Raw genomic sequence first — 12,290 nt, 5'->3', positions numbered from 1 at the left:
CGATTCCCTTTTCCATCCGGTTTCATGCCTGTCGGAAAAATGTTCATAAAACTCGTTCCCGGCTTCTTTTCGCAGCCTGAACTTTTTGCCTGCCTGATGATTGCTCCTGTTTCATTTCCTATAGCTCTCGTCATTCACCTGCCCGGATGTCATCCTGCTCCATGAAGCCGTATAGCCGCAAGCCTCACGCTCCCTCGACCACCTCCTTCTCCACATCCTCCGGCCAGTGCATCTCCACGCCGCGGGACGCCAGCAGCTCCTGGTAGCTTGCCAGCTGCTCCGCATCTCCGTGCACCTCGCGCGGCCTCAGCCCGGTGCGAAGGCAATAGGCAGCGAGCGCTCCGGCCGCTTCGCCGATGTTCCATTCCGTCGGATGCAGGCGGTAGCAGCCGTTGGAGATCTGGGTCGTCCCGATGTTCTTGCAGGCGGGAAGCAGGTTGTTCATCCGCACCGGGATGAGGGCTCCGAGCGGAATCTCATACGGATAGTTGGGAATGTAAAAGCTCCGGTAGGTCACGGTCGTATGATGCAGATCGAGATGGTAGCTGCCGACTCCGACGCTGTCCTCGTACCGTCTTATGCCCTCGCTGCCGCGCATCTCCTTGCTGACGTCGGCTTCCGTGATCGTCTGCAGCGCCTTGATGCGGCGGGACTCCCGGATGTAGACGGACTTGGCGAGGCCGTCCTTCGTCCCCAGCACGTCCGGCCGCAGACGGACGCCGGGCCAGCCCTTGCCGCCGTCGAGCCGCGGCGCCTCGGTCTGCAGCCAGTAGACGACGGACAGCGTCAGCTGCCTTGCGGCATAGAGCCGATCCTCCTTGACGGTCGAAGGAACATCCAGAATCGTGCCCAGATAATAATCGTTCTGAGCCCAATTGAGCAGGGACAGATCGCCATCATAGAGAGGAGCGGCTAGATGGCGGGGATCCAGAATCCGGCGGTAGTCCCACAAGGAGGTGACGCCCTTGTCGTTGGGCAGCAGGGTGAACTCCTTTTTCTTCGTCGTGTCGCCCGCATCGGTCGCGAACCAGCTCAGCAGAGGGTAAGGGGAAAAGGGCGGGACGAGATCCCTCCAGTACGAATACATCTCCGGCGGCTTCTCCGGCGTGAAATCCGCTCCCGGAATGTACTCCAGCGCCGCCACATGGGTGAACGCCTGCACATCCTCCGGATCGCCCGTCTCCGGCGCATGCGGCTCTCCGCTCTCGCTGCGGGATTCCGAGCCGACCGAATATTCCGTCCCCGTCATCGGGAGCAGGTCGCCGCCTTCCGTCGCATCCAGCACATAAGGCGCGCGCAGCACCGTGCGGCGGTCCGACCTGCGGCAGGCGACCGTTACGGAAGACACCAGATCTCCCTCCGTCTCTGCGCTTACGGCGGCCGTTTCCTTGAGAATCCGCAGCTTGCCGCTGTTGACGTATGGAGCCAGCATCGCCTCCAATACGGACAGCGCGACGCGCGGCTCATGCGCCAGGCGGCTGACCCAGCCGTTGCCGGGGTTGAGCAGCTTGTTGGCCCGGGCTGCTTCCGTAAGCGGATAGTTGTCCCGGTAATAAGCGCGAATCCGCTCGCGAAGCTCGCGGAACGAAGACGTGCAGCCGCATCTCTCGATCCAGCGATGCTCGTCCGGAGGCACCGCCTGAGAGGTCAGCTGCCCGCCGATCCAGTCGCTCTCCTCCGTCATGATGACCCGGCATCCTTCCCGCGCCGCGGCCAGCGCCGCGGCCGTCCCTCCAAGACCTCCGCCGATGATCAGGACATCGGCCTCAAGCTCATGCATCTTCATGCCGTCTCCTCCTCCGTCGTTCTTCCCATCAGGTCCAGCGCCATCCTTGCGGCGCCGCAGCAGCCTGCCGCCGTGCCGAGCAAGGCCGGACGCAGCTCGATCCTCACGCCTTCCAAGGCCAGCGCCTCGTCCAGCAGCGGCCGCCACTCCCGCAGCGAATCTGCGGCGCCGCCTCCCAGCAGGACGGCCTCGGGATCGAGGGCGGCGGCCAGATTGCCGATGAATACGGCCAGCATCCCTGCATATTCCCGAAGCAGCTGCAGGGCAGCCGCTTCTCCTGCCCGGTACCGCTCCATCAGCCCTTCGGGCTCGACCGGGCCGAAGGCTGCAGCCGCATCGCGCATGAGCGCCGTTCCCGACAGGTACATCTCCGCGCAGCCGCGGCGGCCGCAGTTGCAGGGACGTCCGCCCGGCACAAGCACGACGTGGCCCCAGTCTCCGCCGCCCCAGCGCGCTCCGCGCAGCAGCCGGCCGCCGGCGAGATTGGCGCCGCCGACCCCGGTGCCTAGCGTCAGCATGACCGCATCGCGCAGCCCTCTTCCGGAGCCGATCCAGCATTCGCCGAGCAGCGCCGCATTGGCGTCATTGTCCACGCTTACCGGCAGCCCGAAGCGCAGTCCAGCCCACTCCGAGAGGTTCATGCCGGTCCAGCCGGGCAGGTTGTCCGTCGCATAGGCGACTTCCCCGCTGCCGACATCGATGCGGCCCGCGCTGGCGATACCGATCGCCTCCGATTCGGGATGCCGTTCCAGCAGCAGCGCCGCCAGATTCTCCAGCGAGGAGAGAATTCCCCTCCTGCCGCGAGCCGCTTCCGTCGGCACCGACAGCTCCTCCAGAATACGCCCTCGATGATCCGCGGCGATTCCTTTGATGGAAGTGCCTCCGATATCGATTCCTACCAGCGTCGCGATCCCGCCCACCTCCGATCCTTCGAGATCAAGCCTTCGTGACAAAGGCAGTGCCGTTCAGGGTCAATAAGCACGTTCGATGACCGCCTTGGCCGTCCAAGGTCAATAAATCCGTTCCATGACCGCCTTGACCGTCCAAGGTCAATAAATCCGTTCGATGACCGCCTTGGCCGTCCGTTCCTTCATCTCGCGAGTCCGGGCCAGATCCAGCCTGGCGAGTCCCTCGCAGATCATATCGATCAGCAGAAGCTGCGAGATTTTGGCTCCGATGGAGCCGCCCTCGAGCGGAGATTCCTTGCCCGCCGTGAGCAGCACGAGATCGGCCGCCGCCGTGATGGGCGACTTGGCGTAATTGGTCATGGCGATGACATAGGCTCCCTGCTGCCGGGCTTTGGTCAGCATGTCGACGGTGTCGAGGGTGCTGCCGCTGAGGCTGATTCCGAATGCGACGTCCCCAGGCCCCATCGTGACAGCCATCATCGCTTGAAAATGGGCGTCCGCCACCGCCTCGGCGCGCCTGCCGATGCGCAGCAGCCGGTTTTTGGCGTCCAGCGCGGTAATGCCCGACGCCCCGACTCCGAAGAACTGGACGTAGCCGGCCGCATCCATGCGGGCTACCGCTTCCTCCAGCCTGGCGCGGTCGAGCAGGCTCATCGTATCGGCCAGAATCGAGGAGGTTTCCCTGTAGACGAGCTCCGCATAATCATCCGGCGCGGCATCGGAATGCCCGCCGCTCTCCTGCTGCCTGCGCGGGCTGTAATCCTGGGCGAGCGCAAGCTTGAAATCCTGGTAGCCCTTGAAGCCGATCGCTCTGCAGAACCGCATGACCGTCGTTTCCCCGACGGCGGACAGCTCCGCGAGCTCCGTCACGGAGCGGTAGATGATATCCTCCGAAGCGTTCAGCACGTAATCGGCGACCTTCTGCTCCGACTTCGTCAAGGAGGGATAATAGGAACCAACCTTCAATCGCAGATCCATCTCTATCGGACACTCCTTCTGGCGGCTGCGGCGAACCGCTCTGTAATCAATTGGGGACGGGTAATCGCCGACCCGACGACGACGGCGCAGGCTCCCAGGCCGAGCAGCTTCTCCACCTGGTCCGGATCGCTGATCCGCCCTTCGGCGAACACCGGAATCCGCAGGCTGGCAGCCGCCTTCTCCACCAGCTCGAAGTCCGGACCGTCGAGGCTTCTGGAATAAGGCGTATAACCGGCAAGCGTCGTCGAGACGCAGTCGGCTCCGGCCCGCTCGGCTTCAAGCGCTTCTTCCAGCGTGGAGATATCCGCCATCGCCGGGATACCCCTGCCGTGCATATGGCGGATGAGCTGCTCCACCGTGGCGCCGCCCGGCCGCTGCCTGAGCGTCGCGTCGAATGCAATCATATCCGCCCCTGCATCCGCCAGCTCATCCACTTCTTTTATCGTCGGCGTGATGTAGACCGGAGAGCCGGAATAATCGCGCTTGACGATGCCGATGACGGGGATGGCGACCCCGCTCTTGATCTCCGCCACATCGGCGCCCGAATTGGCCCGGATAGCGGCGGCTCCTCCCTGCTCCGCCGCAAGCGCCATCCTCGCCATCATGCCCGCTCCGTGCAGCGGCTCTCCCGCCAGCGCCTGGCAGGAGACGATCAGCCCGCCCTTCACCTTCCCCCACAAAGTCGTCATGCCGTCATCCCCTTGCCTCGTTGTTGTCGGCGGATGCCGCCGCCTGCTCCATGGATCGCTCCCGCTCGCCGACCCTCCGTCTTCGTCTATTGCACATACCGCGAACCTTCCATCGATATCGCCGACGGCGCAGCCATCTCGGCATGGACCGACAGCCCGACTTCGAACATCCGGCTCCATGGCATGCGGCAATCTCCGACCTTCACGGAAAGCCCGCTTCCCGCCAGCTCCCGTTCCAGGAACCGCTCCAGCTCCTCGCGGACCATGGCTGCAGCCCGGCCTCGCTGCCCGTCCACCGCGAAATAGTCCATGCCGAGCTCCTTGATCGGTCCGTCGGCCAGCCGGCGGCGAATGCCGGAGCAGTAGCCGTAGTCCTCCGCGATGCGCAGCCCGAGGAAGTCCGCGTGGCTGCCCGTGCAGCCGAACCGGGCATATACCATCAGCTGCGCGAGCACGGTGCCGATGGAGTTCGCGCTCGTGTTCCAGCCGGCGATGCCGGCCAGGCGGGGCAGCATGCCTTTCCTGCCGAGCAGGCGCAGCAGCTGCAAGTCGCCACCGTTGGCATAAGCGACGTCGGCGCCCGCCACAGGCTTGCGCAGCCGGCCGGCCGCATAGCTGCCGTACTCCACGAGCTCCGCTATGCTGCGCTGCACGTCATAACCCGCATCCGGATTCAGCTGTCCGTTGGCCTCCCCCATCCTGTCTCCCGGCGAATTCACGAGCAGCACGAGATCCCCATCGGAGGCGCTCTCCGCGAGCAGGCCGCCCGCCGCAAGGATATGGAGCTTGAGGCTCTCGCCGAGCAGACGGTCTTCATACAGCGGCGTCACGAACGGACCCCGCGTGCTGGAATATCTCGGGTAGACGAGCGGAACCGCACCGTGCCTGGCGTTGACGAGCCGGGCGAGCAGCGTGCAGCCCGCCTCGTCCGCTCCCGGATACATGAGCGTCCGCAGCTCGGCTCCCAGCTCCCGGATCCGCTCCCGCACCGCCTGCTGGTCGAGAGCCGTCCAGCCGTAAGGGGCGGCGTCGTCCTGGGGCAGCGCGAGGAAATCGAGCGTGCCGTCCGCCGCAAGCTCCAGCGAGGCCCGGTTGGCGGCCGCGTTGACAGCCCGCCGCTGCAGGTAGTCGTCGCGGATGTCTCCCGGCAGCCGGGCCCGGATCGCCTCCAGCTCGGCCAGCTCCTCTGCCGAGGCTTCACCCAGCCTTTCCCGGTGTCCGTAATAGCCGAGCAGGAACAGCTCCCGTCCCCACTCCCCGTAATAATCCGGCTCCTCGTCGGAGCTGGAATAGCGGGGACATCTCATCAGGAGGTGGAAGGCGTACAGCTTGAGCGAAGGATTGCTTCGGCGGATGCGGCGCAGCCTCTCCAGCGGAGCGGCGGCCTCATGCTCGCCCAGCCGGTGCAGCCGGGAAGGAACGATGCCGCCGTAGAGAAGCGTGTCGATGGACACGATCGCCGCTTCGGCGTCTGCCGCCTCCCGCTCCAGCCAATCGCCGAGCTCGGAGATGCGGCCCGGCTTCTTCTTGTCGCCCATCCACTCCAGCGGCGGGCGCACAAGCTCCAGGTCGCTCCCGCGCGACAGCAGCCAAGGAAAATCATAGTTGCAGGGGCGCTCGTCCAGCGGCAGGTATACGACCTTCGCCTTCGGGCCCGATGTCGGATGCATAACGTCGTCAGCTCCTTTCTTCCCGCATGGCGGCTTCGGCCCGGCGCTGCCGGCCTCGTCCCTCCCTTGGCGCTCTCCGATCAGGGGAGAGCGGCCTCGTCCATGCGTCTCCTATCCTTTCACCGCTCCCGAAATCCCTTCCATGTAGTACCGCTGCGTGAACAGGAACACGAGGATGATCGGCAGCACCGATAGGATCGTGCCGGCCGCGATCCAGCCGAAGTTGTAGGCGAACTGCCCGTTCAGATAGGTCAGCGCCGCCGCAAGCGGATACTTGCCGGGATCGTCGAGCACGACGATCGGCCACAGGAAGTTGTTCCAGTACGCCATGAATTCCAGCAGCAGGATGACGGCGATGCCCGGCTTCACCATCGGCACCATGAGCCGCAGGAAGATCCGGACCTCGGAGGCGCCGTCGATCTTGCCCGAGTCGCGGATGTCGTCGGGCACGCCCATGAACGTCTGCCGCATCAGGAAGATGTTGAACACGGATACGGCCGACGGAAGCACGACGCCGATATAGGATCCGATGAGGCCGAACCAGCCGATTGTCAAGTAGTGGACGACGAGCGCCGTCGACGACGGGATGATCATCGTCGAGACGAGGATGGCGAAGACGAGCGAGCGGCCTTTGAAGCGCATTTTGGCCAGCGGGTAAGCGGTCGTAAGGGACAGCGCCAGGTTGAGAGCGAGGCCGAGCGCAGTGATGATCAGCGTATTGCCGATGTATTTGGGAAAGTTGATGAACCCCCAAACCTCCGTGTAGTTGGTCAGCTTGACGAAGGTCGGGAAGATCGGCGGCGGGAAGGCGAATACGTTTTTCCCCGGCATGAGAGACACGCTGAGCAGCCAGAGAAACGGCCCCATCATGAACAAGGCCAGAAGCAGCAGCAGGACATATCCGACCGACAGCGTCACAATCCGGCGCAGCCGCCTGCTTCGCCGGCTCTCTCGTTCAAGGCTTTGGACGGAGCGGCCCATACTCGGTTGATTCATCAATATGGATTCACCCCGCCTTTCTGATTGACCCGGAATACGACGATGCTGACAACGCCGACGATGACGCTGACGATCAGCCCGAGCGCCGAAGCATAGCCGTAATTCAGCTTGGTGATGCCCTCCTGGTAAATATAGAGGCTGGAGGTCAGCGTCGCGTTGCCGGGTCCTCCGTTCGTCAGCACGAACATCTCGTCGAAGACGCGGATCGCGCCCATGAGGGAAATGAGGCTGCAGAAGAAGACGTACGGACGCAGCAATGGAATCGTAATATGCCTCACCCGCTGCGACGCCGAGGCTCCGTCCACGATCGCGGCCTCGTACAGATCGGCGGGAATGGCCTGGAGGCCCGCCAAATACAGCATCATGTAATAGCCGAGCCCTTTCCACAAGGTGATGAACATGAGCACATAGAGAGCGGTTGAGCTGGTCGAGAGCCAGCCGATCTTCTCGTGGATGATGCCGAGCTCAAGGAGGATGTAGTTGACGAGGCCGTTCTGGCTGAGCAGCCAGTTCCACATGAGCGCCACCGCGACCATCGACGTAACGACCGGAATGTAGTAGGCCGCCCGGAACGCCTTGATGCCCGGAATGCGGCTGTTGACGAGGATCGCCATCAGGATCGACAGCAGCTGCAGCACCGGAACGACGATGACGTACGTCATTGAATTCCGCAGGGAAGCGATGAAGCTGTCGTCCTTGAACGCCTTGACGAAGTTGTCCAGGCCGACGAAATCCGTCTCGCCGAGCACCGAGTAGTTGGTCAGCGCGAGAGGGATGCTGTACAGGATGGGAAACAAAACGAAGACTCCGATAACGAGAAGGCCCGGAGCCATGAAGCTCCAGGCCGGAAGCGCATCGGAAGCGAGGGTTCTTCTGCGCATGCCAGTTCACCGTCCTAAATGTGTTCGGTTATTTGGTTGGGGCTTTGATAGCCTCGTTCACCTTGGCCGCTGCCGCTTCAAGCCCCTTTTTGACGTCGCCGCCGTTCAGGATGATGTTCTGCAGCTCCTTGGAGACGGCGGTATTGATGTCGCCCGCTGCTGGTATGCCCAGGTAATACTCCTGAGCCTTGTCAAGGCTTTGAGCCGAAGCGATCTTGGCCTGGGATTCCAGCGTATTGTCGGATTCCGAGAAGAACGGATCCTCGATCGATTTCTTGGTCGCCGGCAGCGTGTTGGAATCCTTGGAGAAGGCGGTCTGATTGTCCGCGTTCGTAACGAAGGCGGCGAAGTCGGCTGCTGCCTGCGGATCCTTGGAGCCTTTCGGCACGACGAGATTCATGGAGTTGGAATAGCGCAGATCCGCCTTGCCCGTAGGCAGCGGCACCGCGATCGTGTTTTTGTACACATCCGGTGCGGATGTCTTGAGGAAGTTGATGAAGGATGGACCGGACAGCTCGAAGGCCACCTGCTCGCTGGAGTAATACTGGATCTGCTTGTCGAACTTGGCGTCGTCCTTGACGATGACGCCCTCGTCCACGAGAGTTTTCAGCTGCTGCACGACTGCGGCGCCCGCATCGGTATTGAAGGCTGCGCCGGTCCGCGCCTCGTCCAGGATCGGAACGCCCTCGCTCGGCAGGATGTTGGCTCCGAACTGGGTCGCGTACCCCGAAGCGCCCGTCTTGGCCTTGATCTGCCTGGACCACTCATAGAGCTCCTCCTTGGTTTTGGGAGGATTGGCGGGATCGAGCCCGGCTTTCTTGACCAGGCTGGTGTTCATGTAGAGGACTTGAGTACCGGTATACCATGGCAGAGCATAGGCTTTGCCGTCGAATACGGTGGAGTTGTAAATACCGTCGAAGAAGCTGGTCTTCACCTCGTCGCCGATGAGCGGATTGAGGTCGGCAAGAGCGCCCTTGGAGGCAAGCTGGCTGGCGAATTCCGTGTTGAGGTTGACGACGTCGGGCGAATTCTTGCCGCCTGCGGTGGCCAGCAGCTTGGCCTGGATGGCGTCATACGGATAGTCCTTCCAATCGATGGTGACGCCGGGGTGTCCCTGCTCGTACTCGTCGATCAGCTTGTTGAAAAAGTCGTTGAACTTCGGCTGGAGGGAGATCGTCCAGAACTCCAGCTTCACGTCCTTGGCGGGGGCCGGGCTGCCGCTCGGAGCGGTGCTCGCTCCGGCCGTCGGAGCGGGCGATGCGGCTCCGTCGTTGCCCGCGCTGTTGTTGCCGTTGTTGCCGCAGGCCGCGCTCAGCAGGAGCAGCGCTCCAAGAGTTCCCGCCGTCGCGGCCTTGCGCAGCGCTGCGGATGACGGACGACGCAGGGATTCCTGAGCCGCCGTGTGATGCCTGACCGCCTTTTCCTTGCCTTCTGTTTGCTTCACCATACCATGAGCCACCCTCTCTTGATTTCATAGACTTGCAGGACAAGTACGAAGAAAACGGGAGAATAGAGAACCATGCCGTTCGCAACCAAGTTGAGGAAAATGTGGAATTGGTAAATCTTGCTTAGAGTATAGCAACAGAGCTCCGCTTTGAGAAGCATTATTATCCAGAATTTTTGATTTTTCTGGAGAATTTTTTCTCCATAAGGTGAATAAGGACATTGGAAGGAAGTCTTGAGCATCGAAAAATCGAGGAAGGTTCATCATCCCGGTGAAACCTGGAAGCCGCTTGACTCGTCTTGGGACCGACGGGTACGAGAGCGAGAGCGTCGTTTCCGGACGATACGGCAGGCAGGCGTTCATCGCAGCAGAGAAAGCGAGGCGGAGCATGAAGATGGGAACGTCAACAATCGAAGCCGACTGGGGAGGCCATCTGGTCAGGCTGACGTGGCTGCCGGGGGCCGTGCCGGATGCCGGACAGATCGTGACCAGCGTCCATGGAGTGTGCACGGACAACGGCCATATTCTCCTCGTGAAGGTAAGCGGCAGAGGCTGGAACCTTCCCGGCGGCCATGTGGAGGAGGGGGAATCGCCGGAGGAGGCCTTGCTTCGGGAGTGCATGGAGGAGGGATGCGTGCGCTGCGGCCGCCCATCCCTGCTGGGACTGATCCGGGTCAGCCACGAAGCCAATCCACTGTTCGATCCCCAGGGAAAATATCCGCTCGTAGCCTATCAGGCTTTTTACAAGGCCGAGGTTCAGCAGCGCCTGCCCTTCAACGGCGTGCATGAATGCACCGCGCGGATCTGGGCGGAGCCCGATCAGGCCCCCCACGCCCTGGATGACCATGAGCTCGTGCAGCTGATCGTGAAGCAGACCGTTCAGGAGGAGCAGCGCTAAAAAAGGATGTGGCCCCAATGACGAAGACAATCAAGCTGGTGCTATTCGATTTTGACGGCACGCTCGCCGACACGCTGCCGCTTTCGTTCAGCGCCTTCAAAGCGGTATTCAAGCAATTCGGGGATCAGGATCTGACGAATGAAGATATCGTGGCCATGTTCGGACCGACGGAGGACGATATCATCCGGAGAAATATTCCGGCCGGACATTCCGCGGAGGAAGCGATTCGGCGTTATTATGCCGTCTATGAAAACGGCCACCGGGACGGGACGATGACGGGAGACTCCGATGTCGCCGCTCTGCTGGACATTCTCCGCGGCAAAGGAATTGCGATGGGCGTCATTACGGGCAAGAGCCGGAGAGCCTACGATATTTCAGTCGAAGCCCTGAACATAGCAGACTGCTTCGCCATTTCCGTAACGGGAGACGATGTGGACAAGCCGAAGCCGGATCCGGAAGGAATTCTGCTGGGGCTGGGCAAGCTCGGAGCCTCCCCGGCGGAAACGGTCTTTATCGGCGACAGCAACGCGGATATTCTGGCCGGCAAAGCCGCGGGCGTCCGCACCTTCGGCGTCCGCTGGCTCTCCACCTTCCAAAGCGCTCAGTACGATGCGGAGCCGGACGGCCTGTTCAGCAGCACGGCAGAGTTCCTGCAGCTGCTGAATGCGGAGGCTGCCGGCGGCAGCGGTGCCTGATGCGTTCCTGCGTCCTGGTTTGACGAAAAGGAGCGTTGCTCCAGGTTTTCTCTATTTGCCGACGCATGCATTCGACTCCACAAAAAAGGCCGACGGACTGGAAACCCAGCCGACGGCCTTGCTTTTTTTATAGCGAAAATAGAGAACTAAAAGGCGGGAGCCGAATCAGATGCCGAGCTCGTGAAGCAGAGATCATCGGCTTAGTACGTTCCCGCATTCCATTATCCGATGCGGGCTTCCTTGACCGCAGCCAGATTGACGCCGGTCGCCGACCCCAGCGCTCAAGCGATTTTATTGGGCTCCGACGACCCGGTGAGGGACATACGGCTCTTCCAGCGACGCGATTTCTTCCGGCGTCAAGGAAACCGAGAGAGCGGCCGCCGCCTCCTGGAGATGCGGTAGTTTGGTAGCGCCGACAATAGGAGCGGTGACGGGCTGCTTCTGCAGCAGCCAGGCCAGCGCGATCTGGACGCGGGAGACGCCGCGCTTTTCCGCTATGGAAGCGACTTGATCGATGATCGAGCGGTCGGCGTCTGCGGTGGCGTCGTATTTTTGTCTGGCGATCTGATCGGTTTCGGAACGAAGAGTCGTTTCCCCCGCATCTCTCGTCAGCCTTCCGCCTGCCAGCGGACTGTACGGAATCACGCCGATTTTTTCCTCCCTGCAGAGAGGAAGCATCTCCCGCTCTTCTTCGCGATAAATGAGATTCAAATGATTCTGCATCGATACGAACCGGGTCCATCCGTGAGTCTCTGCTGTATGAAGCGCCTTCAAGAATTGCCAAGCATACATGGCGGAGGCCCCTATGTATCGGGCTTTGCCGGCCTTCACGACATCGTGCAGGGCTTCCATCGTCTCTTCGATCGGCGTCTGGTAATCCCAGCGGTGAATCTGGTACAGGTCCACGTAATCGGTTCCAAGACGCTTCAGGCTTTTGTCGATCTCGCTCATGATCGCCTTGCGGGAAAGTCCGGCCCCATTGGCGCCCTCATGCATGCGGCCATGCACCTTCGTCGCGATGACGATCTCATCCCGATTCGCGAAGTCCTTGAGAGCGCGTCCGACGATCTCTTCGCTGGTTCCGCCCGAGTATACGTTGGCCGTATCAAAGAAATTAATGCCCAGCTCCAAGGCATTCTTGATGATGTGACGGCTGCTCTCCTCATCGAGCACCCACTTATGAATCCAGCGGTCGGCATCGCCAAAGCCCATGCAGCCAAGGCAAATGCGGGATACATCCAAGCCGGTGTTTCCAAGTTTCACATAGTCCATGCGTCGGCACACTCCTTAATAGGGATAGCTCGACTATACTCCTTGGAGTGAACTCCAAGTCAAGCGGAAA

11 protein-coding genes are annotated in these 12,290 nt (G+C 61.7%); 2 read left to right on the top strand and 9 right to left on the bottom strand.

Annotated elements, in window-relative coordinates; all coding sequences use genetic code 11:
- Positions 1 to 184: 184 nt before the first annotated feature.
- The 8 genes from VE23_RS20750 to VE23_RS20715 form a co-directional block, all read right to left on the bottom strand.
- Positions 185 to 1,786, bottom strand: a complete 1,602-nt coding sequence (locus VE23_RS20750; RefSeq protein ID WP_049868976.1) for an FAD-dependent oxidoreductase — start codon at positions 1,784 to 1,786, stop codon at positions 185 to 187.
- Entirely contained in the window at positions 1,783 to 2,706 is a 924-nt protein-coding gene (locus VE23_RS20745) for an ROK family protein (protein WP_069202503.1), read from the bottom strand. The genes VE23_RS20750 and VE23_RS20745 overlap by 4 nt, the downstream gene beginning before the upstream one ends.
- 129 nt (positions 2,707 to 2,835) lie before the next feature.
- On the bottom strand, positions 2,836 to 3,672 hold the full coding sequence (locus tag VE23_RS20740; RefSeq protein WP_048748500.1) for a MurR/RpiR family transcriptional regulator: 837 nt from the start codon (positions 3,670 to 3,672) through the stop codon (positions 2,836 to 2,838).
- A gap of 2 nt (positions 3,673 to 3,674) precedes the next feature.
- Positions 3,675 to 4,361, bottom strand: coding sequence for an N-acetylmannosamine-6-phosphate 2-epimerase (locus VE23_RS20735; RefSeq protein WP_049868975.1), 687 nt, complete (start codon positions 4,359 to 4,361; stop codon positions 3,675 to 3,677).
- Positions 4,362 to 4,447: 86 nt separating this feature from the next.
- Positions 4,448 to 6,031 carry a DUF4127 family protein gene (locus VE23_RS20730; RefSeq protein ID WP_049868974.1) on the bottom strand — a complete coding sequence of 528 codons (1,584 nt, stop codon included), beginning with the start codon at positions 6,029 to 6,031 and terminating at the stop codon, positions 4,448 to 4,450.
- A gap of 111 nt (positions 6,032 to 6,142) precedes the next feature.
- Positions 6,143 to 7,033: a carbohydrate ABC transporter permease gene (locus tag VE23_RS20725; protein ID WP_373864556.1), complete on the bottom strand. Its 891-nt coding sequence runs from the start codon at positions 7,031 to 7,033 to the stop codon at positions 6,143 to 6,145.
- A complete protein-coding gene (locus VE23_RS20720) occupies positions 7,027 to 7,911 on the bottom strand; it encodes a carbohydrate ABC transporter permease (RefSeq protein ID WP_049868971.1) in 885 nt (294 codons plus the stop codon). Before VE23_RS20720 ends, VE23_RS20725 begins: the two co-directional genes overlap by 7 nt.
- A gap of 28 nt (positions 7,912 to 7,939) precedes the next feature.
- A complete protein-coding gene (locus VE23_RS20715; RefSeq protein ID WP_049868969.1) occupies positions 7,940 to 9,358 on the bottom strand; it encodes an ABC transporter substrate-binding protein in 1,419 nt (472 codons plus the stop codon).
- A gap of 268 nt (positions 9,359 to 9,626) precedes the next feature.
- Here VE23_RS20715 and VE23_RS20705 point away from each other — a divergent pair, with 268 nt between their 5' ends.
- Together VE23_RS20705 and VE23_RS20700 are read left to right on the top strand one after the other, a co-directional pair.
- Positions 9,627 to 10,253 (top strand): NUDIX hydrolase, encoded by a 627-nt coding sequence (locus tag VE23_RS20705; protein WP_232317009.1) that lies wholly within the window; start codon positions 9,627 to 9,629, stop codon positions 10,251 to 10,253.
- Between the two features lie 17 nt (positions 10,254 to 10,270).
- Positions 10,271 to 10,948, top strand: coding sequence for an HAD family hydrolase (locus VE23_RS20700; protein ID WP_049868967.1), 678 nt, complete (start codon positions 10,271 to 10,273; stop codon positions 10,946 to 10,948).
- A gap of 291 nt (positions 10,949 to 11,239) precedes the next feature.
- Here VE23_RS20700 and VE23_RS20695 read toward each other — a convergent pair whose 3' ends face one another.
- Positions 11,240 to 12,220 carry an aldo/keto reductase gene (locus VE23_RS20695; protein ID WP_049868966.1) on the bottom strand — a complete coding sequence of 327 codons (981 nt, stop codon included), beginning with the start codon at positions 12,218 to 12,220 and terminating at the stop codon, positions 11,240 to 11,242.
- Positions 12,221 to 12,290 lie beyond the last annotated feature (70 nt).

This window comes from Paenibacillus sp. D9 (genome assembly GCF_001188365.1).
In the GTDB taxonomy this organism is placed as follows: domain Bacteria; phylum Bacillota; class Bacilli; order Paenibacillales; family Paenibacillaceae; genus Paenibacillus_O; species Paenibacillus_O humicus.
Note: the sequence above shows the minus strand (reverse complement) of the source record. Positions and strands in the feature narration are given on the sequence as shown.

Coding starts and splice junctions, on each gene's coding strand:
- VE23_RS20750 (WP_049868976.1), bottom strand. CDS start 1,786: ATGAAGATGCATGAGCTTGAGGCCGATGTCCTGATCATCGGCGGAGGT.
- VE23_RS20740 (WP_048748500.1), bottom strand. CDS start 3,672: ATGGATCTGCGATTGAAGGTTGGTTCCTATTATCCCTCCTTGACGAAG.
- VE23_RS20735 (WP_049868975.1), bottom strand. CDS start 4,361: ATGACGACTTTGTGGGGGAAGGTGAAGGGCGGGCTGATCGTCTCCTGC.
- VE23_RS20730 (WP_049868974.1), bottom strand. CDS start 6,031: ATGCATCCGACATCGGGCCCGAAGGCGAAGGTCGTATACCTGCCGCTG.
- VE23_RS20720 (WP_049868971.1), bottom strand. CDS start 7,911: ATGCGCAGAAGAACCCTCGCTTCCGATGCGCTTCCGGCCTGGAGCTTC.
- VE23_RS20715 (WP_049868969.1), bottom strand. CDS start 9,358: ATGGTGAAGCAAACAGAAGGCAAGGAAAAGGCGGTCAGGCATCACACG.
- VE23_RS20700 (WP_049868967.1), top strand. CDS start 10,271: ATGACGAAGACAATCAAGCTGGTGCTATTCGATTTTGACGGCACGCTC.
- VE23_RS20695 (WP_049868966.1), bottom strand. CDS start 12,220: ATGGACTATGTGAAACTTGGAAACACCGGCTTGGATGTATCCCGCATT.